Raw genomic sequence first — 21,256 nt, forward strand, 5'->3', positions numbered from 1 at the left:
GGCGACCGGCGTGACGGCTCGGTGATGCCGACGCGTCAGGGATTTGACTGTTCTCCGACAGTCGCGTGACATCGTTCCGCGGAAATGCGCGCCCACCGAGGGGAAACCGCTCCGGCAGGTGATCCTTCTACGGACGACCCATTTCCGAAGGCGATTTTCGGGACGCCTTCCGGAGTGTGGCTTCAGGGAGACTATGGCCTCAGGGTTCGCCCGGTCCCGCCACCTTCAGCCCCCGCGCCTCCAGGCGCGCGACCACGCCGTTCTCGGCCAGCAGGCGGCGCAGGCCCACCACGGCCACCGCCTTGCCCGGCGTCTGCAGGGCGGCGGCGATGTCGGCGGCCTGGTCCTCCGCCTCGCGGGCCCAGAGCTCCGCCCCGCCGGCCAGGATCAGCAGGCAGCGGTCGAAGCCGCGCGGCGCGGCGAGCGCGCCCGCCACATCGCCCCGCGCCCAGGCCTCCGCCGCCCGCCGCGCCGGCGCCTCGCCCGCCTCCACGTCATCCAGGGCATAGCCCAGGCACTCGGCCTGCACGGCGGGCGTCATCCCGGCCATGGCCTTCTGGACGAGCGGCATGGCCGGATAGCGCGCCGAGCTCTGGGGCTTGAGGCCCTGGCGGCGCGCCAGCCCCCAGACCTGCGGCTCGACGGAGCGCCAGCCGTCGCGCGATTCGCGCAGCAGGAACGCCCCGGCCGCCATCGGCTGCCAATGGGAATAGCGGTCGGCCGCCTTTCCGCCCCGCGCCACATCCGCCGCCCAGCGCCCGGCCAGCGCCGGCGGCAGGCCGGCCTCCATAGGCGTCTTGGACTTCAGTTGCGCGCGCAGGCGCAAGGCCGCCGGGATGTCGCGCAGGCCCGCCTGGAAGCTGGGCGACCCGACCACGGCCTTGGCTCCGGTCAGCCGCCGCTCCAGCACCGTGCGGTCCCAGCCCACCTTCGGCGGGACCGCCCCGTCGGGAACGCCCAGGATGTAGACGACCGACCCCTTGCCCTCGACCCGCCACCAGGGCGGCCCGGGCTCGCGCGCCTGCACCACCAGTTCGCTGACCACCGTCCCTTCCGGGTCGGCCACCGACGAAGGCGGCGCGGGCGCGGCCGGCCACGCCAGGCTCAAGGCCACAGCCACCAAGATCCCGCCGGTGCGGCCACGCCTGACGCCCATTGCCCAGTCTTGCCCGCCGACTGAGGCGGCTCAAGGGCGGGCCGGGGCAGGCGGCTCGGGATAGATGCGGCCCGGACTTAAGGCTGGGATAGCGCGCTTTTTCCTGAGACCATCGGGATTGCCAGGGGCGACCGTTCCAGTTCGCCGCAGCGAAGGGGGCCAGCTTGACGACGTCGAGAACGGTCAAGGACCTGGGAAACCCGGTCGCCAACGCCGCCCTCCTGGCCTGGGAGAGCATCACCCACCCCCTGACCGCGACGGACTTCGCCGTCGAGGAGGAGGAGCAGGAGGACCCTTTCCATTTCGACCCCGGGGCGGTCAGGGGCCTCGTCGGGTTCACCCAGACGACTCCGCCAAAGCGGCCCGCCCGCGAGCCCAAGAAGGCCGCCGGTTCCAAGAGCCCGTCGCCCAGCGGCCCCTACTTCAAGCTGGTGTTCTGCGCCGTGCTGGCGCTCACCGCGCTGGCGATGGTGGGCTATTTCGTGATGGCGATGCTGCTCCCCGACCAGATCGGCGAGACCAGGAAGTCGGCCCTCGAGTTCGCCAAGACCATCGGCCAGACGGGCTTCGGCGCCATGGTCGGCCTGCTCGGCGGCAAGGTGGTGAAGTAGCGGCTAGGTCAGGGCGCGGCCGTAGAGCGCGAACAGTTCGCGCCAGCCCCGCTCGGCGGCCGGGGCGTCGTAGACGGGCATGTCCGGCTTCATCCAGCCGTGCAGCTTGCCCTCGTAGAATTCGCTTCTGTACCTCACGCCCGCCGCGGCCAGGGCGGCCTCGAAGCGTTCCGCCATCTCCGGCGGATAGCTGTGATCCTTGTCGGCGATGGCGATGTAGACCTCGGCCTTGATCTTGCCCAGCAGCAGGTGCGGGCTGGTGGCCTGGTCGGTGGCGAGGTTGCCGCCATGGAAACTGGCCGCCGCCCCGATCCGGTCCGGATAGTAGGCGGCCGCGGTCAGGGCCATCCCGCCGCCCATGCAGAACCCGACCGTGCCGATCTTGGTCTTCGCCACGTCCGTCCGGCTGTCGAGGTAGGCGATGAAGGACGCCGTATCCTCCGCGGCCTTGTGGTTGTCCGTGCTGCCCATCAGCGGGCCGACGATGGCGCGGAAGTCGCCCTTCAGGACCTCCTTGGGATCGAGCGGGCCGTAGGGGCCATGGCGATAATAGAGATCGGGCAGCAGGACGACGTAGCCCTGGTTCGCCACATGGGTCGCCATCTCGACCATTCCGGGCCGGATGCCGAAGCCGTCCATGTAGAAGATCACGCCAGGCCAGGGCCCCGCGCCCTCCGGGGTCAGGACATGGGCCCTGCAAGGGCCATCCGTGGCCTGAAGGGTGACCTGTTCCTGGCTCATGCGGCGCTCCTCGGGATGTCCGTGTTCAGGCGGCTAGCCCGCTTTTATCTCCCGCTGATGTCACCCGTGCGGCCAAAAGCAGGGACAGGCCTAAGGCCTCCACTGCCCCGTGCTCAGGTGTTCGTGCGCGATCCGCCAGCCGGCGCCGGGCGTCTTGCGGAAGACCCGCGTGCCCCGCCCGCCGCCGCCGACCTCGGCCTCGCCGACCCGGCCGGACCAGGCGAAGCTGTAGATCGCCGCCGCGGCGTCTTCGGTCTCGGACACCCAGGCCTGGTCCAGGGTCGAATAGCTGTAGTCCGCGACCACCTTCCAGCTCGCCGTCATGAGCGCCGCGAAGGCCTCCTTCCCCACGACGGCTGTCCCGTTGCTGTAGAAGAACACCACGTCGTCGGTGAGCAGGGCGAGCGCGCCCTCGATGTCCCGCCGGATCAGGGCCGCCGTGAACACGGCCGTGCAGGCCTGGGCAGAGTCTGCGGACATGGGCGGCTTCCTTGTTCGATATGCGCAAAACGTCGGGGCGCCCTTAATTCCGCTCATCTCGGCGGAAGCAGGGACCCAGGTGTTTTCGTGCTTCCGAGGCTCCGCGACTACAGCGTCGCCAGGCCGATGGCCGCAATGAAAAACCTCGGTCCCCGCGTTCGCGGGGAAAGCGGATGAAGGAGAGCTGTGGACTAGCTTCGCAATTGCGCGAGGTCCGCCGCCAGCAGCCGGCGATCCTCGGCGTCGGAGACCTGGTCCGCCAGGGCTTCGGCGCGCGCGAGGTGGTCGGCCAGGCCCGGGCGGCCGGGCTCCAGGCTCACCGCCCGCGCCAAGGCCTCATAGGCGTAGCCCCGATGGAACGGTCCGAGGTCGGCGCTGTAGCCCAGACAGGTCTCGGCGTGGCGCATAGCCTCCGCGGCGTTGCCCAGCAGCGCCTGGATTCGCGAGGCCTGCCAGTATCCGACCGAGAGGTTCTTGTCGGTGCAGTCTGGCCGGTTCATCCAATGGTAGATCGACGCCTGGTTCAGCGCGACCATCAGGCGGTCGTCGGCCTCCGTGCGATCCGGCTTGTCGATCAGGTCCCAGGCCTGGTTGAAGCACGCGGCGGAGAAGTGCTTGTGCGCCGCCGCGACGTCGATGACCGCTTTTCCGACCATTGAGATCCCTTTCAGAAGCGCCGACGCGCGGCGGTTCCCTATGGACCGCCGAGGCCCCGCGTTTATTCGCGATGTCTCCGCCAGCTTCGCTGACAGCTTTCCCGATGGGGAGCGATTTGCCCCGCATCGCCCCCGCCGGGGACACATCCTGCCTTCAATCCCACGGTTGAGGCGAGCCTTGGCGTTGAGGCCGGGACTAGCTGCTTTTGAATCGTTGCGGACGTTCACAAGGAACACCTCGGGCCACGGGCCCAGGTCCGCCTTCGACCCGTTGCGAACGTCGGGCGGGTCTGCTTTGAAGGCGAAGGCGGCGGCGGGGCTATCCAGCTTTCCTGCGCCAAGCCATCTGCCACAGCGGCAGTTTATGGGGCGATGGGGGAATATTCGTGCGTATAGCTGAGATATTTGCGTCCAGTTCGTTTCTGTTTTTCTATTCCGGGTTGCTGGTGTTGCTGACGGGCGTCGCGATCCTCCGCAATCATATGTCGCTGATCGCCGAGGCCAAGGTCACGCGCGAAATCATCGGGATCGTCGACGCCGCTCACGCGCGTGACCCCTCCGGCAAGGTCGAGCAGCTGGTTCTGCTGAACGACTCCACCGGCGCCCGCATCCTGACGAACGACGCGTGCCGCAGCGACGACCTTGGGGAGCGCAAGGTCTGGCGGAACCCGAAATCCGCGACCGCGAGGGCGACCGCCAGCTACCTGGGCGCGATGGCCGCCCTGCCTGCGGAGCGCCACAGCCTCGAAGGATTGCGTCCGGCAAGGACCATGATCGAGGACGAGTACCGGCGGCTTCACCGGGGCCTGAGCGGTTTTGGCGACTTCATCATCCGTCTGTCGCTCCTCGGCACGTTCATGGGCCTCATCGCCGCGCTATCCATCGCCAGCGCGAACATCGGCGCCGCGCAAGGATCGGCCGACGTTCAAAGCGCTCACATGCGGGACTTCATCCAGGTCCTGCTGGCGACGGCGGCCAACAAATTCTGGATATCGGCGGTGGGCGTCGGGTGCGCTCTGGTCGTGCAGATCTACCGCGCGAGCGTGGAGCGGGCGGCGCACATCGCGCGGCTTGGAGACGCGTTCGACCATGCGCTGACCGATCCCGAGATCGCCGCGGCCTGGTGCCCGCCGATGGCCGCCGACGGGGATGTCGACCTCAGGTTCGTGAAGGCCGCCGTCCTCGACCGGATATCGAAATTGGATCTTGAGCCCCTCAACGAGGCGCTCGCCGAGACAGCCGCCGCCATCAAGGCGAACGCCGGGCGCTCTGTCATCACCTTTGGGCCCGAGCTGTCGCGGCGGAGCGGCGAGTGATGCCTGTTCGATTGCGGCGAGGCTCAAGCTCCAGGGCGCCGGCGGCCGATGAAGGACCGTTCGCGTCCTTCACGGACCTGTTCATCGGGATCCTGTTTCTATTCCTGATCCTGGTGGCCGCCCTCATGCTGATGCACCAGGAAGCCGTTCAACGGGAAAAGGTTGACGTGCAGTTGATGTCTCAGCGGATCCAGCAGATGCAGGCCAAGCTCGACGCGGTCCCCAAACCATTGCCCGAGCAGCCGGCGTTCCGCCTGGGGATCGTCTTCAACATCTACCAGAGGCCGGCCGTCTTTGATGGTCAGGGTTGGACCTATTCGCGCACGGTTCGGGTGTTCCGCGCGCCGACCGGGGACTGCATCAACACCGTCTGGCTGCGCAGCAACCTGAGCACGGCCTGGATGCCGCCCCTCGAAGCCGAGAAGATTCCCACGCCCGATCAGCGGGATATTCTCCAGAAATTCCAGCCCTGCGGAATTTCCGCCTCGGGCGATCATTGGGATTCGGCGACGGAGACCGGCGACCTGAAGCGAATAACGCCGGTTCTCTATAGTGGAACCGTCACCCTGCATGAGAAGGAGGGCGATGTTAAACTTGAGATACAGTATAGAGTCTTGGGCATCTACGATGACTATTTCCGTTGATCCCAGCCCCGCAAGGCCGCCCGTCCAGCCGGCGCCGCTGAGGAACCTATGAAATCCGGTTTCGCACGCTGGGCCTGCGGTGGCGTGCTCGCGCTCGCGCTGCCCGCCCTCGCGCTGGCGCAGGCCCGGATATCGCTGAGCGGCGGCAGCCCCGCCAAGGCGCCGGCCGTCGACCCGGCCACGGTGCAGGGCCTGCCCTCGGCAAGCGACTACCGCCCGCCCGGGGGGATCGGCTTCAAGGCCGCCGGCTTCATCAGCGAGAACGTGCGGCTGACGGCCCAATGGTTCTGGGCCGCCGGGAACGAGGGCCGCAAGCTGCCCACGGTCGTCATCGCGCCCGGCTGGGGCGCTACGGCCGCGACCCTCCGCCAGGACGCCGTCGACCTGGCGCGCGCCGGCTACTTGGTCATGCTGTTCGACTACCGCGGGTGGGGCGACAGCGACGGCCGGGTGATGCTCGCGGGCCAGCAGCCGGCCGCGGGCGGGACGTTCACGGCGCAGGTGCGCGAGCTGCGCGGCTATATCGATCCCTGGGAGCAGGCCGAGGACTGGTTCAACGCCATCAGCTATGCGGCGGCCGATCCGATGGTCGACGCCGGCCGCATCGGCGTGCTCGGCTCCGATCTGGCCGGGGGCCATGTCATCTACGCCGCGGCCCAGGACCCCCGGGTCAAGGCGCTGGTCAGCGAGGTGACCAGCGCGGACACCCGCCCCTACAAGCCCTACCAGCCGGACCCGGCCAGGGCGATCGCCGAGGCCGGCGCCGCGGCCTCGCGCCTGGCCGCCGGCCAGGCGCAGTATCCGCCCGACCGCGCCCGCGCCGTCAGCGCCGCGGGCGGCGCCCTGGTCGGCGCGCCGGTGGGCGCCAAGGTTGTGCGCTGGGCGCCGGTGGAACAGGCGAACCAGGTGGCCGCGCCGGCGCTGTTCGTCCTGGCCCAGAAGGAGGAGCTGTTCTCCAACACCAACAACGGCCAGCTGGCCTGCGAGCGGGTGCAGGGGCCGCGCAAGCTGGTGATGCTCTCCGACATCACCCACTACGACATCTACGGCGACGAGCGGGATGAGGCGGTCACGGCCGCCATCGACTGGTTCGACCGCTACCTGAAGCCCCCCGGCGCGCCCACCAGGGTGCGCGTCAACCCCAAGGAACCCGAGCGCGGGGAGTGCAACCCGCCGCCCGTGCCTCCGAAGGGCGAAGAGGACAAGAGCGGCAGCGGGGAAGGGCATCGCGCCCAGCCCACATCGGGCCGCTTCAACTGACGCGCGCCGCCTCGCGGCTGGGCCTGCCCGGTGCTCGAGACGCCGAGGCCCCAAGGCAAACTGGCCGCCCCCTCGTCAAACAACCGCAACCGTGCGATCGATCAGCCATGCCATCGCTGCGTGAAGAACTGAAAGCCGCCTGTGCCGACGTGCGCCGCCAGATCGAGGTCCAGAAGGGCTCGTGGAGCTTCAAGGCCGTCAACGACGCCCACCGGCGTGAAGCCATCCTCGCCGAACTGGAGGCTGAGCTGGCCGAGTTGGAGGCCGCCCTGGCCAACCTCGACAACAGCGAAACCTAGCGCCCCAATGGCGAAGCGGCCTCCCGGCGGCGACTGGAGCTGCGTCCACGACAGCCCGATGGATCCCCGCTTTCGCGGGGATGAGCGGAAGAGGGAAACGCGAGTCAGTCCCACATCCCCGAAGGGGACACACCCCGCCTTAAATCCCATGGATGATGCGAGCCTTGGGGCCTCGGCGTGTCAAGGACGCGCCAAGGGCGCGCCGCCCCGCGGCCGGGCTCCGCCCGGTCCTTGAGACGCCGAGGCCCCAAGGCAAACTGGCCGCCATGGCGTTAGGCTGAGACTATCCCCCGCCTTGACTCCCCCGCCCTCATCCCGCATCCCTCGCCTCGACTCTCGCGGGAGAGATCGGGACTCGGCGCGCCTCAGCGCCGACACCCCGGAGCCGAAGGCGCAACCGCCCCGGAAACGCTCAGGCAAACGGACCGCGATGGGCTGATGCACGCTGGAAAGTTCCCTCCCTAGCCTCGGGCGACGGAGGGGCGCCGAAGGAGCAGGGGACCGCGCAAGGCTCGCACGGTCCGAAATCTCTCAGGCCCAAGGACAGCGGGGGCGCGGGAGGCCGGGTGGCAACCTCGGCTGACCGCCCCATTGTCAGCCGGAGTCTCCCCCATGGCCGAAGATCGCACGTCCGACGCCGCCGCCCTCAAGACCACCCCGCTGCACGCCGCGCACATCGCGCTCGGCGCGCGCATGGTGCCGTTCGCGGGCTATGAGATGCCGGTGCAGTACGCCGAGGGCGTCCTGAAGGAGCACCTCTGGACGCGGGAGCACGCGGGCCTCTTCGACGTCTCCCACATGGGCCAGGCGCGCTTGCGCGGCGTGGCGCCGCTGTCGGCCTTCGAGGAGCTGGTCCCCGGCGACTTCATCGGGCTGAAGCCCGGCCGGCAGAAGTACTCCGTCCTGCTGAACCGCACCGGCGGGATCGTCGACGATCTGATGGCCAGCCGCCCGGTCAACTCCGTGGGCACCGGCGACGACGGCCTGTTCGTCATCGTCAACGGCGCCTGCAAGGACAACGACTTCAAGGTCATCGACGCCGAGCTGGCCGGCCAGGTGACCATCGAGCGGCTGGAGGAGCGCGCGCTGATCGCCATCCAGGGGCCCGAGGCCGCCGCCGTCTTCCAGCACTATGCGCCGGAGGCCGCCGAGCTGGCCTTCATGGACGTGCGCCTGATGACCGCCTTCGGGGTCGACCTGATCGTCTCGCGTTCCGGCTACACCGGCGAGGACGGCTATGAGATCTCGGTCCCCGGCGACGCCGCCGACGACGTCTGGAACAAGCTGCTCTCCGACCACCGGGTGAAGCCCATCGGCCTGGGCGCGCGGGACAGCCTGCGCCTGGAGGCCGGCCTGCCGCTCTACGGCCACGACCTGGACGAGACGGTCTCGCCGGTGGAGGCGGACCTGGCCTTCGCCATCAACAAGAACCGCCGCGAACAGCGCGACTTCCCGGGCGCGACGCGGATCGTGAAAGAGCTGGCCGAGGGCCCGCCGCGCGTGCGCGTGGCCCTGAAGGTGCTGGAAGGCGCGCCCGCCCGCGAAGGCGCCGAGATTTCTGATGAGGCCGGCGCCATCGTTGGAACCGTGACCTCCGGCGGCTTCTCCCCCGTCCTGAAGCAGGGCATCGCCATCGGCTTCGTGAAGCCCGGCCACGCCGAAGTCGGCACCCGCCTCAACGTCATCGTCCGCGGCAAGTCCCAGCCCTGCGAGGTCGTGAAGGCCCCCTTCGTGCCGCACCGCTACGTCCGCAAACTCTAAAGCCAGGAACCCTCCCATGCGCTTCACCAAGGATCACGAATGGGTCGAGGTCGACTCGAACGGTATCGCGACCGTTGGCGTCACCGCCTACGCCGCCGAACAGCTGGGCGACGTGGTGTTCGTCGAGACGCCGGCGGTCGGCAAGGCGGTCAAGGCCGGCGACGGCTTCGCCGTGGTCGAGAGCGTCAAGGCGGCCTCCGACGTCTACGCCCCGATCTCCGGCGAGGTGGTCGAGGCCAACGCCGCCCTGGGCGATGCGCCCGAGACCGTCAACGCCGCCCCGGAAGCCGCCGGCTGGTTCGCCAAGGTCAAGCTCGCCAACCCGGCCGAAGTCGACGCCCTGATGGACCGCCACGCCTACGAGCAATACCTGCAGACGCTTTGAAACTCGCGACGCCCCAGATCCTCCCCCGCAGGGGGAGGTGGATCGCGGCGCAGCCGCGAGACGGAGGGGGTTTCATCCCCGGCGGATGGGCGCGTGGGCTTGAACCCCCTCAGTCAGCTTCGCTGACAGCTCCCCCTCATCGGGCTTCGCCTGGGGGAGCATCTTGGACACCAGTGGATTGACCCCATGAGATATCTCCCCCTGACCCCCGACGACCGCGCCCAGATGCTGGGGACGATCGGCGCGGCCGACGTCGAGGCGCTGTTCGCCGACGTGCCGGCGGCGGCGCGCAAGGCGGCCCTGTTCGACCTGCCGAACCACGCCGGCGAGCTGGAGGTGGAGCGCGAGCTTTCCGGCCTGGCGGCCAGGAACCGCCCGGCCGGGGCGGGGCCGTTCTTCTGCGGCGCGGGCGCCTATCGCCACCATGTGCCGGCCAGCGTCGACCACATCATCCAGCGGTCCGAGTTCCTGACCAGCTACACGCCCTACCAGCCGGAGATCGCCCAGGGCACGCTGCAGGTGCTGTTCGAGTTCCAGACCCAGGTGGCCGCGCTGACCGGCCTCGAGGTCGCCAACGCCTCGATGTACGATGGGTCCACGGCCTGCGCCGAGGCGGTCATGATGGCGCAACGCGTCACGCGCCGGGAGAAGGCCATCCTCTCGGGCGGCCTGCACCCGCACTACGCCGCCGTCACCCAGACCATCGCCCACGCCGAGGGCATGGAGATCCTGCGGCAGAAGGCGGCGATCGACGCGGAAGCCGCCGTGATCGACGCCATCGACTCGACAGTCGCCTGCGTCGTCGTCCAGACCCCCAACGTCTTCGGCGTGGTCACCGACGTGACGAAGATCGCCGAAGCCGCCCACGCCGCCGGGGCTCTCCTGATCGTCGTCACCACCGAGGCGGTGTCCTTCGGCCTCTTGAAGTCCCCCGGCGAGATGGGCGCGGACATCGCCGTGGCCGAGGGCCAGTCGATCGGCAATGCGCTGAACTTCGGCGGCCCCTACGTCGGCCTCTTCGCCTGCCGCGAGAAGCTGGTGCGGCAGATGCCGGGGCGCCTGTGCGGCGAGACCCTCGATGCCGAGGGCCGGCGCGGCTACGTGCTCACGCTGTCGACCCGCGAGCAGCACATCCGCCGCGAGAAGGCGACGAGCAACATCTGCACCAACTCCGGCCTCTGCGCTCTGGCCTTCACCATCCACCTGTCGCTGCTGGGCGAGACGGGCCTGCGCCAGCTCGCGGCCCTGAACCACAGCCGCGCGCGGGAACTGGCCGGCGCGCTGAACGGCGTCGCCGAGGTGCTGACGCCGCGGGTCTTCAACGAGATCGCCGTGCGCATGCCCAACGCCGCCAAGGTCGTCGAGGACCTGCTGGCCGAGGGGATCGTCGCCGGCGTGCCCTATTCGCGGCTCGACCCGCACGCCGGGATGGACGACGTCCTGCTGCTGGCGGCGACCGAAACCACGACCACCGAGGATATCGCGGCCCTGTCTGCCGCCCTGAAGGGGAGGATCGGCTGATGGCCATGTCCAACGTGGGCCGCCCCACCCAGCCGGGCGCCGCAACCTCCGAAGGTCACGCCAGCCTGACCGGCGGCCGCGGCCTGTTGCAGGACGAGCCGCTGATCTTCGAACTCGGCGGCTGGGACAAGACCGGCGTCGACATCGACGCCCCCGAGCACGACGCCTCCGACCTCGGCGGCCTGGTGCGCGCCGGCCCCATCGGCCTGCCGGGCCTCTCCGAGCCCGAGACGATGCGCCACTACGTGCGCCTCTCCCAGAAGAACCACGCCATCGACCTGGCGATCTATCCGCTGGGCTCGTGCACCATGAAGCACAACCCGCGGCTCAACGAGAAGATGGCCCGCCTCGCCGGCTTCGCCGACCTGCACCCGCTGCAGCCGGTCTCCACGACGCAGGGCGCGCTCGAGCTCATCGACCGCCTGGCCCACTGGCTGAAGACGCTGACCGCCATGCCGGCGGTGGCCATGACGCCCAAGGCCGGGGCCAACGGCGAGCTCTGCGGCCTGCTCTGCATCCGCGCCGCCCACGAGGCCGCGGGCCAGGGCCACCGCCGCACCGTGCTGGTGCCGACCTCGGCCCACGGCACCAATCCGGCCACCGCCGCCTTCGTCGGCTATTCGGTCACCGAGATCGCCCAGACCGCCGACGGCCGCGTCGACCTGGTCGACCTGGCCGCCAAGCTGGGGCCGGACGTCGCCGCGATCATGGTGACCAATCCCAACACCTGCGGCCTGTTCGAGCGCGACATCATCGAGATCGCGCGCCTGACCCACGAGGCGGGCGCCTACTTCTACTGCGATGGGGCCAACTTCAACGCCATCGTCGGCCGGGTGCGGCCCGGCGACCTGGGCGTCGACGCCATGCACATCAACCTGCACAAGACCTTCTCCACCCCGCACGGCGGCGGCGGGCCGGGCGCGGGCCCGGTGGTGCTGTCGAAGGCGCTCGCGCCCTTCGCGCCGGCGCCCTGGTTCGTGCACGGCGCGGACGGGCTGGAGCTGGTCGAGGAGGCCATTGGCGAGGCCGCCCAGGCCTTCGGCCGCATGTGCGCCTTCCACGGCCAGATGGGCATGTACGTCCGCGCCTACGCCTATATGCGCAGCCACGGCGCCGACGGCCTGCGCCAGGTTGCGGAGGACGCGGTCCTGAACGCCAACTACATCAAGGCCCGCCTAGGCGGCGTGATGACGCCGGCCTTCCCCGACGGCCCCTGCATGCACGAGGCGCTGTTCGACGATGCCTGGCTGGAGGGCACCGGCGTCACCACCCTCGACTTCGCCAAGGCGATGATCGACGAGGGCTTCCACCCGATGACCATGTACTTCCCGCTGGTGGTGCACGGCGCGATGCTGATCGAACCCACGGAGACGGAGTCCAAGCGCGAGCTCGACCGTTTCTGCGACGCCCTGCTGGCGCTCGCCCAGGCGGCCAAGGCCGGCGATGTCGAACGCTTCACTGGCGCGCCGTACCTCGCGCCGCTGCGCCGGCTCGACGAGACCCAGGCCGCCCGCAAGCCCAAGCTGGCGTGGCGTCCAGAGCCCGCGACGCCCCTCGCCGCCGAGTAGTTTCCCTCGCGGAGGGCTGGAATTCGCCTCTGACGCGAGGAACTTGTGTCGGAGGCGCATCGGGGTGTGTCTTGGGCGCCATCGGCGGCCGAATATCCAACCTGAGCGAAATTTAACCCGGACGGCGCCTTTACGTCGCCAAGGTCGGTTCGCATATCAGGTTGGCGCAGCGGCGGTTCGACCTCCCCTTGAGTCGTGCGCGCGCCCCCAGGCTAGATCCAGTGACTTTCGCCATGCCCTCATTGCGCGTGCAGCGCGCGTCCGACGACTTCGCCCGCGACCTGGTCGCGCGCGTGGCGCGTTGGCTGCTGCTCGGCGTCGGCGGCCTGGTGATGATCGCCGGCCTGATCCTGGCGCCCCTGCCCGGCCACATCGGCTTGCCGCTCCTGGTGGTGGGTCTGATGATCGTGCTGCGCAACTCGTTTAAGGCCAAGCGCCAGTTCCTGCGCATGCAGCAGGCGCACCCCAAGATGGTGTTCCCGATCCGCCGCCTGATGCGCCGCGACCCGGAGATCATCCCGGTCTTCTGGCAGCAGTACCTGCGGCTGGAGCGCCTGGTCCTGCCCAAGCGCGCCCGCTTCGCCGGCCGCACCCGCCGCGCGCTTGGCCGGCGGCTGCGGCGCAAGGCGGCCTAGAGGCCCACCCACGATCCCGAGTGTCATCCCGGTTTCCGCGCCAGCGGAAGACCGGGACCTATGAACGCAAACGGCCGCGGATCTGACCGCGGCGTCGACGTCAGGATGGTCTTGAATCTCGGTGTCCATAGATCCCGGTCTTCGGCGGAGCCGAAACCGGGATGACACTGTGAGCTACTGCAGCTTGCCGGCCAGTTGGCCGATGGCGGCATCGATCAGCGGATCCGACTTGGCGCCGGCCAGGCGGGCGGTCAGGACCTGCTCGGCCATCTGGGCGGCCAGGTCGACGGCGGCGGCCTTCACCTCGGCGGCGGCCTGGGCCTCGGCGGTGGCGATGCGGCGCTCGGCCAGCTGGCCGCGGCGCTCGATCTGTTCGGCCAGGCGCTCCTGGGCCTCGGCCTGCATGCGCGTGGCCTGCTCCTGGGCGTTGGCCAGGATTTCCTTGGAGAGCGCGTCGCTGGCTTCCCGGTCAGCCTGGATGCGGCTGAGCAGCGCCTGGGCCTCTTCGCGCAGGCGCGTGGCCTCTTCGAGCTGCTCCTGCACCTTCTTGCCCCGCGCATCCAGGGCCTGCATGGCGAGCTTCGGCACGCCGACGAAGACCAGGATCGCCAGGAAGACGATCAGGGCGACGCCGACCCAGAAGTGCGCGTCGGTCAGGATATCCATGGGTCGATCCTCAAGCCCGGCCGGCGGAGACGAGTTCGGCCGCCGTCGCGGCCTTGCCGGTCAGTTTGTCGACGATGGCCTTGGCGGCGTCCGAGGCGATGGAGCCGACGGCGCCCATCGCCGCCGTGCGCGCCGCCGCGATGCGGGCTTCCGCCGCCGCGCCGGCTTCGGCGAGCTTGGCTTCCTCCGCCGCCAGACGGGCGGCGAGTTCCGCCTGCGCCTTGGACCGCGCGTCCTGGGCGACCTTCATCGCCTGGGCGCGGGTCTGGGCCATGTCCGCCTTGGCCTGGGCGGCCTGGGCGTCGGCCTCGTCCTTCAGCCGCCGCGCCTCGGCCACGTCGCCCTCGATCTTGCCTTCGCGGTCATCGATGGCGCCGCCGATGCGCGGGACGATGACCCGCGACATGACGACCAGCACGATGACGAAAAAGATCAGCAGCCAGGCCATCTGGCCTGGCCACATGGCGAGGTCGAACTGCGGAAGGCCGCCGGCGCCGCCGTCGGGGGCGGGCGCGGCCGTGCCTTCTTGAGTGGCCGGCGTGGGCGCTTGCATCGGGAGCTTAGCCGACCTTCACGAACAGGATGATGAAGCCCATCACCAGGGCGAAGATGCCCAGGGCTTCGGTCAACGCCATGCCGAGGAACAGCATCGGCTGCTGGCTGGCGGCGGCCGACGGGTTGCGGATGGCCGAGGCCAGGTAGTTGCCGAACAGCGTGCCCAGGCCGATGCCGGCGCCGATGAGGCCCGACGTGGCGAGGCCCGCGCCGATGTATTTCGCGGAAACAGGATCCATAGTTCTTAACCCCTTTGGAGAATTCAGTTGCTGACTAGTGGCCGTGACCGAGGTTCACGACGTCGTTGAGATAGACGGTGGCCAGCGCGGCGAACACGAAGGCCTGCAGGAAGGCCACGATGAACTCCAGCGCCGTGAGCGCCACCACCATGGCGAAGGAGATGCCCGACCCGGCGAAGCCGAGGGAGGCGACGCCGCCCTGCAAGGCGAAGACGCCGAGGCCCACCACGAAGCTGGCGAACATGTACATGACCACGTGGCCGCCCAGCATGTTGCCGAACAGTCGCATGGAGAGCGTCACCGGCCGGATCATGAAGGACAGGAATTCCAGGGGCGCGATGAACAGCAGCACGTACCAGGGCAGGCCCGAGGGCGTGAACAGCTTGAAGAAGCCCAGGCCGTTCTTGATGAAGCCGATGGCCACCACCGTCAGGAAGGTGATCAGCGCAAGCGCGACGGTGACGGCGAGCTGCGCCGTCGCCGTGAAGGTCCATTCCTGGTGCGCCAGGTTGCCGAAGCTCAGCAGCAGGCCCATCAGGTTCATGGTCAGCACGAGCATGAAGATCGTGAAGACGAACGGCACGTAGGGCCGTCCGGCGTGGCCCATGATCGGGCCGACCAGGGTCCGGTCGATCAGTTCGAACAGGCTCTCGCCCAGCGATTGCAGGCGGCCCGGCACCAGCTCGCGCTTGCCCGCGGCGAGCAGCAGGCTGCAGGCCACCAGGGCCGCGAAGCCCATGGCGAGCGTCGCGTTGGTCACCGACATGTCCAGCACGAGGCCGCCGATGTGGAACGGCGGAATCTTCACGATGGGATGGATCAGGAACTGTTCCATCGGGGCGATCGGGGGCGCTTTGGCCATTCGTCCTACCGTCTCAATCCTCTTCGTCGTCGGCGACACTGGGGAGATTCCCCGCCTTCGCCGACTCCGCCTTGGCCCACGTTCCGGCGCCGCGCACAGCGGCGAAGGTGGAGACCCCGACACCGATCAGCAGACCGCCGACCAGGCCGAACGGGGCCGTATGCGCGAACCGATCGAAGAGCCAGCCTAAGCCAAGACCTCCGAGCACCCCGCCCACCACTTCACCGAGGAAGCGGTACCCTTGGCCCATCGCCCGCGAGGCCGCTCCGCCCGAGGGCGGCTGGCGCTTGGCTTCAAACGCAGCCAAGCGCGCGTCGAGGTCGTGCATCGCCTCGTCGCGCGGTTCGTCCGTCTGGGGCATGCGTCGGGAGGCTTTGATACCGCGACGTCGCCGCCACGGCGGGGGCTTCAAGTCGCGCGGAACCTATAGACGGCGCCGCGGTGCGTCAAGGTTATGTGGGTAGCGAATAAGTCTCTGTATTTGTTACTTTTCATCCGGTCGCGACATTCCGCCCGGGGGGCGTGGCCCTATTGCGCCGCCATGGCCTCGGCCTGGCGCAGGTCCACCGACACCAGCTGGGAAACGCCGCGTTCGCCCATGGTGACGCCGAACAGCCGATCCATCCGCGCCATGGTCACCGGATTGTGGGTGATGGCGATGAACCGGGTCTCGGTGCGCCGGCGCATCTCGTCCAGCATGTTGCAGAAGCGGTCGACGTTGGCGTCGTCCAGCGGGGCGTCCACCTCGTCCAGCACGCAGATCGGCGCGGGCTGGGCCAGGAAGACGGCGAAGATCAGCGCCGTCGCGGTCAGGGCCTGCTCGCCGCCGCTCATCAGGCTCATGGTCGCCATCCGCTTGCCCGGCGGGCAGGCGTAGATTTCCAGGCCGGCCTCCAGCGGGTCCTCCGACTCCACCAGCCGCAGCTCGGCCTGGCCGCCCTGGAACAGGGCCTGGAAGAGGGTCTTGAAGTGGTCGTTGATCACCTCGAAGGCGGCGACCAGACGATCGCGCCCCTCGCTGTTGAGCTCGTCGATCCCCTGGCGCAGGCGCGCGATGGCGCCGGTGAGGTCCGCGCGTTCGGACTGCATGGTCTCCAGCCGCGTGGCGTGCTCGGCGGCCTCCTCCTCGGCGCGCAGGTTGACCGGGCCGATGCCGTCGCGCTGGCGCTCCAGGTTGTAGAGGTGGGCCTCCGTGCCGCCGGCGTCGGCCGGGATGGCGACGGCCTCGTCGGCCAGCTTGCGGGCCAGCGCCTCGGGCTCGATGCGGGCGGTCTCGCGGATCTGGGCGGAGACCTCGGCCAGGCGCGCGGTCGCGGCCTCGGCGTGGGCGGCCAGGCTGGCGCGCACCTCGCGGGCCTCGGACGCCGCGGCCTCGGCGGCCCGCAGGCCCCGGTCGGCCTCGGCCCGCTCGTGCTCGGCGCCGGCCAGCGCGTCGGAGGACTTGGCGCGGCGCGCCTCGGCCACGGCGAGCTCGTCCAGCAGGGTCGCGCGGCGGGTCTCCAGCGTTTCCGGCGCCGCCTTGGCCTTGATGAGTTCGGCCTGAGCCTTGGCGCGGGCGGCGGCCAGCGCCTCCAGCCGCTTGGCGGCGGCCTGGCTGCGGCGGCCCCAGTCGTCGCGGTCGGTGGTGAGCTGCTCCAGCCGACGCGCCCGGCCGCCCTTCTCGCGCGCCTCGACGTCGAGGGCCGCGCGCGCGGCGGCGGCGGCCTCGCGGGCGGGGCCGGCGGCGGCGCGGGCGGCGGCCAGGCGCTGGGCGAGATCTTCGCCGTCGTCCTCTGGCGCCGCGGCGGCCTCGGCCTCCGCCAGCGCCTGCTCCAGCTCGGCCAGTTCGGCGGCGAAGCGGGCGATGACGTCGTCGAGGGAGGCGGCGTGGGCCTCCTTACGGGCGGCCTCGCGGTCGAAGCGCTCCAAGGCCGTGCGCGCGGCCAGGACCTTCTGCTCGGCCGCAGGCGTCTCGCGGCGCGCCGCGCGCAGGGCCTCCTCGATGCCGGCCAGGCGGGCGGCGGCGGCCTTGGCCGCGGCGCGGGCGGCCTCGGCCTTGGGCGTCAGGGTCTCGATGTCGCGCTCGACCTCGGCCAGGCGGGTCTTCTGCTCCAGGCGGACGGCGGCGGGCTTGGGCGCCTCGGCCCGCGCGGTGAAGCCGTCCCACCGCCAGAGGTCGCCCTCCTTGGAGACCAACCGGCAGCCGGGCGGCAGGCCCGCGGCCTGCAGGGCGTCGCCAGCCGCGCGGTCGACCAGGGCGGTGAAGGCCAGGCGCGCGGCCAGAACCGGCGGCGCCTTCACCAGGCCGATCAGCGGCGTCGCGCCCGCGGGCCAGGCCGGCGCCTCGGCCTCGCGTCCGCCCCAGAACGAGGGCGCCGAGCGGTCGAGGGCGGCGTCGAGGTCGTCGCCCAGGGCGGCGGCCAGCGCCTTCTCGTAGCCGCGGTCCGGCGAGACGGCGTCCAGGGCCGGGGCGAAGCCGCCGCGCTTGGCCTGGGCGACCAGGGCGGCCAGCGCCCGCGCCTCGGCGGTCAGCCGGCCGAGCTGGTCCTCGACCTTGCGGGCGGCGTCGCGGGCGGCGAGCTCGGCGGCCTGGGCGGCGGTGCGGTCCTCTTCCGACTTTTCCAGCGCGGCGCGCGCGGCGGCCAGGGCGGCCTCGGCGGCCTCCAGCTCGGCCTTGGCCTGGGCGGCCTGCGGGTCGGCGATGACGCCCAGCGCCGCACGCTCGCCCTTAGCCTGGTCGAGGGCGCGGCGGCTGCGCGACAGGCGCGTCTGGGCTTCCTCCACGCGGCGGACGGCGGCGCGGCGCACAGCCTCTCCGGCCGCGGCCTGGGCGGCCAGGCCTTCGACCTCGGCGTCGGAGGCGGCGCGGGCCGCCTCGGCGGCCTGGGCGGCGGCCTGCAGTTCGGGGATGCGTTCCGGCGCACCGGCGATGGCGGCCTCCAGCGCGGCGAGATCGTCGGCCAGGCGGGCCAGGGCCGAGGCGGCGTCCTCGACGATGTGCTCCTCGCGGGCGCGGTCGGCGTCGATACGGGCCAGGTCGCCGTTCAGGCGGTCGAGTTCGGCGGCGTGCGCCTCGTGCTCGCGGTCCAGCCGGTCCTTGTCGATGGCCAGCTTGTGCAGGATGGCCGCGGCGATGGTCTCGGCCTCGCGCAGCGGCTTGATCGCCTCGTCGGCGGCGGCGGCGCGGGTGGTGGCCTCGGCGGCGGCGCGGGCGGTCGCCTCCACGGCGCGCACGGCGGCGGCGGCCTCCTCGTTCAGCCGCTCGGCGGCCGACGCGGCCTCGGCCCAGCGGGCGTAGAGCACCGCGCCCTGCAGCGAACGGATCTCGGCCGACAGCCTCTTGTAGCGCTCCGCCTGCCGCGCATCGCGCTTCAGCCGCCCGAGCGTGGTCTCCAGCTCACGGGCCACGTCGTCCAGGCGCGCCAGGTTGGCCTCGGCGGCGCGCAGGCGCAGCTCGGCCTCGTGGCGGCGGGAGTGTAGGCCGCTGACCCCGGCGGCCTCTTCCAGGATCATCCGCCGGTTCTGCGGCTTGGCGGCGATCAGCTCGCTGATCTGCCCCTGGCGCACCAGGGCCGGCGAGTTGGAGCCGGTCGAGGCGTCGGCGAACAACAGCTGCACGTCGCGGGCGCGCACCTCGCGGCCGTTGATCCGGTAGGTCGAGCCCTCGCCGCGGTCGATGCGGCGGACCACCTCCAGCACCGGGTTGTCGTTGAAAGCCGCCGGGGCGCGGCGGTCGGCGTTGTCGATGGTCAGCGCCACCTCGGCGTGGTTGCGCGAGGGCCGGTTGGCGGCGCCGGCGAAGATCACGTCGTCCATACCGCCGGCCCGCATGGCCTTGGCGGAATTGGCGCCCATCACCCAGCGCAGGGCTTCCAGGAGGTTCGACTTGCCGCAGCCGTTCGGGCCGACGATCCCCGTGACGCCGGGCTCGATCCGGAACTCGGTGGGGTCGACGAAGGACTTGAAGCCCGAAAGGCGCAGCCGCTGGAAGTGCACGGGAGGTCTAGCGCCCTCCCTTCAGGGCCGCGGCGATGGCGGCGTCCATCTCGGCCGGCGTCTGCGGGAGGTTGTCCAGCTTCTTGCCGTTGATGAAGATGGTGGGGGTCGAGTTCACGCCGTCCTGGTCGCTGGCGTTCTGGGCGCGCTTGGCGATCGCCTCAGCGGCGGTCTGGTCGGACAGGCAGGCGTTGAAACGCGCCTCGTCCAGGCCGTTGGCGGCGGCGATCTCCTGGAAGATCGGCTTGATGTTGCCCTGCACCCAGCGCGACTGGCTGCGGAACACCTGGTCGACCACGGTGAAGTATTTGTCCGGCCCGGCGCAGCGGGCGATCATGAAGCCGGCCGCCGCCACCTGCACCGGCTCGGTCAGCATCTCCTTCAAGGTGTAGTGCGCCTTGCCGGTGTCGATCCATTTGGCCTTGAACGGGGCGAAGATCGCCTCGTTGAAATGGCCGCAGTGCGGGCAGGCCATGGAGGCGTACTCCACCACCTGCACCTTGGCCTTCGGATTGCCGAGGCTCATGTCGTCCGGCGAGATGGTCGGCGCGGCCTGGGCCGCCCCCAGGCCGACGCCGCCGGCCGCTAGGACGGCGGAAAGGATCACGAGGGCGCGGCGGGTCGGCATCGGCAAATCCTACTTCGCCGCCCGGGCGATGGCGGCGTCCAGCTCGGCCAGGGTCATCTCGCCCTCGGTGCGCTGGCCGTTGATGATGAAGGTGGGGGTGGAGTCGATCTTGTCCACATGCACATGGCGGTCGACGCGGGCGGCCAGGGCCTTTTCGGCGGCGGTGTCGCGCATGCAGGCGTCGAACTGGGCGTCGGTCAGGCCGCCGGGATCCTTGGCGATCCGCGCCAGGACCGTGCGCGGGTCCTTGGTCGCCACCATCTGCTCCTGGCCCTTGAACACCGCGTCAAGCACCGGGAAGTAGCGGTCGGTCCCGGCGCAGCGGGCTAGCAGGAAGCCGGCGGCGGCCAGGGCCTCGGGATCGGTCAGATATTCCTTCAGCGTGTAACGGACCTGGCCGGTGTCGATGTACTTGGCCTTGAAGGCCGGGAAGACCTCCATGTCCCAGCGCGCGCAGTGCGGGCAGCTGGCCGAGGCGTACTCCACCACCTTCACCTTGGCGGCCGGGCTGCCCAGGCTCATGTCGCCCGGCTGCTCGACGCCCGCGGGATCGTTGGCGTGCTTGGCGCAGCCGGCCAACGCGAGCGCGGCCAGGACGGCGACGACGGCTGGGGCGCGGCGGGCGGACATACGGCCGGAGTCTCCTAGGAACAGCGGAGTAGAGCCCGATTCCCATCGAGCCCAAGACCGCCCCGGCCCTTGGGCGCGAGACTCCTGTGAGTCAATTCCCCTCGGCGCGGGCGCGGCTTTGCCGCAGGACCCCGCGGCCGAGCGCCAAGAGCGCGGCCTTGAGCTTGCCGTCGGGCGCGGCGGCCAGGTCCTGCGCCAGACCGGCCTCGGCGGCGGCGTCCAAGGGCGGCAGGCGCCGGGCGGCCTTGGCGGGCCGCTCGTGCTTGTGCTGCAGCGGGCCCTGGACGATGCGCAGTTTCTGCACCGCCTCGGCGCCCAGGAAGAGGTTCACCCGCGCCAGGATCTCATGCGCCTGATGCTGGATGATCGCCGCCGCGGGCCCGGCCACGCGGATATCCAGGGACGATGGCCCGCCGTTGCGCCCCTTGGTCAGCTTCACCGGCTCGGTGCGCTTGGCGATCTCCGGCCCGACGACCTCGCGCCAGCGGGCCTCCAGCGCGCCGGAGCCCTGGCCGAAGCGGGCGTCGAATTCGCGCAGGGTCTTGTTCAGCGCCCGGCCCATCGGCGGCGGCGGGCGGCGCTGCGGACGCGTGCGCTTGGCCGCCAGGATCCGGGCGGCCTCCTGAGCGCTGGGCAAGTCGCGGCGGGGCATGGGCCATCTTAGCGTC

23 protein-coding genes and 1 riboswitch are annotated in these 21,256 nt (G+C 70.6%); of the genes, 10 read left to right on the plus strand and 13 right to left on the minus strand.

All coding sequences use genetic code 11. The features are described from left to right. Window positions 1-199 precede the first annotated feature (199 nt). Window positions 200-1,156: a TraB/GumN family protein gene (locus E8A49_RS02685; protein WP_293376075.1), complete on the minus strand. Its 957-nt coding sequence runs from the start codon at window positions 1,154-1,156 to the stop codon at window positions 200-202. A 164-nt stretch (window positions 1,157-1,320) separates the two neighbouring features. Here E8A49_RS02685 and E8A49_RS02690 point away from each other — a divergent pair, with 164 nt between their 5' ends. Further along, entirely contained in the window at window positions 1,321-1,767 is a 447-nt protein-coding gene (locus E8A49_RS02690; RefSeq protein ID WP_293376077.1) for a hypothetical protein, read from the plus strand. Window positions 1,768-1,770: 3 nt separating this feature from the next. Here E8A49_RS02690 and E8A49_RS02695 read toward each other — a convergent pair whose 3' ends face one another. From E8A49_RS02695 to E8A49_RS02705, 3 genes are all read right to left on the minus strand, one after another. Beyond that, window positions 1,771-2,508 (minus strand): dienelactone hydrolase family protein, encoded by a 738-nt coding sequence (locus tag E8A49_RS02695; RefSeq protein WP_293376079.1) that lies wholly within the window; start codon window positions 2,506-2,508, stop codon window positions 1,771-1,773. A gap of 90 nt (window positions 2,509-2,598) precedes the next feature. After that, window positions 2,599-2,988: a DUF4440 domain-containing protein gene (locus tag E8A49_RS02700; protein WP_293376081.1), complete on the minus strand. Its 390-nt coding sequence runs from the start codon at window positions 2,986-2,988 to the stop codon at window positions 2,599-2,601. Window positions 2,989-3,179: 191 nt separating this feature from the next. Then, window positions 3,180-3,644: a hypothetical protein gene (locus tag E8A49_RS02705; RefSeq protein ID WP_293376083.1), complete on the minus strand. Its 465-nt coding sequence runs from the start codon at window positions 3,642-3,644 to the stop codon at window positions 3,180-3,182. A gap of 386 nt (window positions 3,645-4,030) precedes the next feature. On the opposite strand from E8A49_RS02705, the gene E8A49_RS02710 reads away from it, so the two are divergent. From E8A49_RS02710 to E8A49_RS02750, 9 genes are all read left to right on the plus strand, one after another. After that, window positions 4,031-4,960 carry a hypothetical protein gene (locus tag E8A49_RS02710; protein WP_293376085.1) on the plus strand — a complete coding sequence of 310 codons (930 nt, stop codon included), beginning with the start codon at window positions 4,031-4,033 and terminating at the stop codon, window positions 4,958-4,960. Further along, window positions 4,960-5,604 (plus strand): hypothetical protein, encoded by a 645-nt coding sequence (locus E8A49_RS02715; protein WP_293376087.1) that lies wholly within the window; start codon window positions 4,960-4,962, stop codon window positions 5,602-5,604. The genes E8A49_RS02710 and E8A49_RS02715 overlap by 1 nt, the downstream gene beginning before the upstream one ends. A gap of 48 nt (window positions 5,605-5,652) precedes the next feature. After that, on the plus strand, window positions 5,653-6,864 hold the full coding sequence (locus tag E8A49_RS02720; protein ID WP_293376089.1) for a CocE/NonD family hydrolase: 1,212 nt from the start codon (window positions 5,653-5,655) through the stop codon (window positions 6,862-6,864). A gap of 107 nt (window positions 6,865-6,971) precedes the next feature. Further along, window positions 6,972-7,163 (plus strand): hypothetical protein, encoded by a 192-nt coding sequence (locus E8A49_RS02725; protein ID WP_293376091.1) that lies wholly within the window; start codon window positions 6,972-6,974, stop codon window positions 7,161-7,163. A gap of 329 nt (window positions 7,164-7,492) precedes the next feature. After that, a riboswitch (glycine riboswitch) is annotated at window positions 7,493-7,601 on the plus strand. Window positions 7,602-7,775: 174 nt separating this feature from the next. Continuing rightward, the gene (gene gcvT / locus E8A49_RS02730; RefSeq protein WP_293376093.1) at window positions 7,776-8,924 is read left to right on the plus strand and encodes a glycine cleavage system aminomethyltransferase GcvT; all 1,149 of its coding nucleotides are present in this window, start codon (window positions 7,776-7,778) and stop codon (window positions 8,922-8,924) included. Between the two features lie 16 nt (window positions 8,925-8,940). Then, window positions 8,941-9,309 (plus strand): glycine cleavage system protein GcvH, encoded by a 369-nt coding sequence (gene gcvH / locus E8A49_RS02735; RefSeq protein WP_293376095.1) that lies wholly within the window; start codon window positions 8,941-8,943, stop codon window positions 9,307-9,309. 186 nt (window positions 9,310-9,495) lie between these two features. Further along, on the plus strand, window positions 9,496-10,830 hold the full coding sequence (gene gcvPA, locus E8A49_RS02740; protein WP_293376097.1) for an aminomethyl-transferring glycine dehydrogenase subunit GcvPA: 1,335 nt from the start codon (window positions 9,496-9,498) through the stop codon (window positions 10,828-10,830). Next, window positions 10,830-12,398: an aminomethyl-transferring glycine dehydrogenase subunit GcvPB gene (gcvPB, locus tag E8A49_RS02745; RefSeq protein ID WP_293376099.1), complete on the plus strand. Its 1,569-nt coding sequence runs from the start codon at window positions 10,830-10,832 to the stop codon at window positions 12,396-12,398. Before gcvPA ends, gcvPB begins: the two co-directional genes overlap by 1 nt. 233 nt (window positions 12,399-12,631) lie before the next feature. After that, window positions 12,632-13,033 (plus strand): hypothetical protein, encoded by a 402-nt coding sequence (locus E8A49_RS02750; protein ID WP_293376101.1) that lies wholly within the window; start codon window positions 12,632-12,634, stop codon window positions 13,031-13,033. 174 nt (window positions 13,034-13,207) lie between these two features. Here E8A49_RS02750 and E8A49_RS02755 read toward each other — a convergent pair whose 3' ends face one another. The 9 genes from E8A49_RS02755 to E8A49_RS02795 all read right to left on the minus strand — a co-directional run bounded on the left by E8A49_RS02755 (window position 13,208) and on the right by E8A49_RS02795 (window position 21,240). Then, complete coding sequence (locus tag E8A49_RS02755) at window positions 13,208-13,699, minus strand: ATP F0F1 synthase subunit B (protein WP_293376103.1); 492 nt, start codon at window positions 13,697-13,699, stop codon at window positions 13,208-13,210. A gap of 10 nt (window positions 13,700-13,709) precedes the next feature. Further along, complete coding sequence (locus E8A49_RS02760) at window positions 13,710-14,252, minus strand: hypothetical protein (RefSeq protein WP_293376105.1); 543 nt, start codon at window positions 14,250-14,252, stop codon at window positions 13,710-13,712. Between the two features lie 7 nt (window positions 14,253-14,259). After that, the gene (locus E8A49_RS02765; protein ID WP_293376107.1) at window positions 14,260-14,493 is read right to left on the minus strand and encodes a F0F1 ATP synthase subunit C; all 234 of its coding nucleotides are present in this window, start codon (window positions 14,491-14,493) and stop codon (window positions 14,260-14,262) included. 34 nt (window positions 14,494-14,527) lie between these two features. After that, window positions 14,528-15,355 (minus strand): F0F1 ATP synthase subunit A, encoded by an 828-nt coding sequence (locus E8A49_RS02770; RefSeq protein WP_293376109.1) that lies wholly within the window; start codon window positions 15,353-15,355, stop codon window positions 14,528-14,530. Between the two features lie 13 nt (window positions 15,356-15,368). After that, window positions 15,369-15,716 (minus strand): AtpZ/AtpI family protein, encoded by a 348-nt coding sequence (locus E8A49_RS02775; RefSeq protein ID WP_293376111.1) that lies wholly within the window; start codon window positions 15,714-15,716, stop codon window positions 15,369-15,371. Between the two features lie 167 nt (window positions 15,717-15,883). Further along, a complete protein-coding gene (smc, locus tag E8A49_RS02780; protein WP_293376113.1) occupies window positions 15,884-19,330 on the minus strand; it encodes a chromosome segregation protein SMC in 3,447 nt (1,148 codons plus the stop codon). 7 nt (window positions 19,331-19,337) lie between these two features. Continuing rightward, the gene (locus tag E8A49_RS02785) at window positions 19,338-19,958 is read right to left on the minus strand and encodes a DsbA family protein (protein ID WP_293376115.1); all 621 of its coding nucleotides are present in this window, start codon (window positions 19,956-19,958) and stop codon (window positions 19,338-19,340) included. 9 nt (window positions 19,959-19,967) lie between these two features. Next, on the minus strand, window positions 19,968-20,588 hold the full coding sequence (locus E8A49_RS02790; RefSeq protein WP_293376117.1) for a DsbA family protein: 621 nt from the start codon (window positions 20,586-20,588) through the stop codon (window positions 19,968-19,970). Window positions 20,589-20,679: 91 nt separating this feature from the next. Further along, window positions 20,680-21,240, minus strand: a complete 561-nt coding sequence (locus tag E8A49_RS02795; protein ID WP_293376119.1) for a DciA family protein — start codon at window positions 21,238-21,240, stop codon at window positions 20,680-20,682. Window positions 21,241-21,256: the final 16 nt, after the last annotated feature.

The sequence above is a fragment of the Phenylobacterium sp. genome, from assembly GCF_004799515.1.
Classification (GTDB): Bacteria; Pseudomonadota; Alphaproteobacteria; order Caulobacterales; family Caulobacteraceae; genus Phenylobacterium.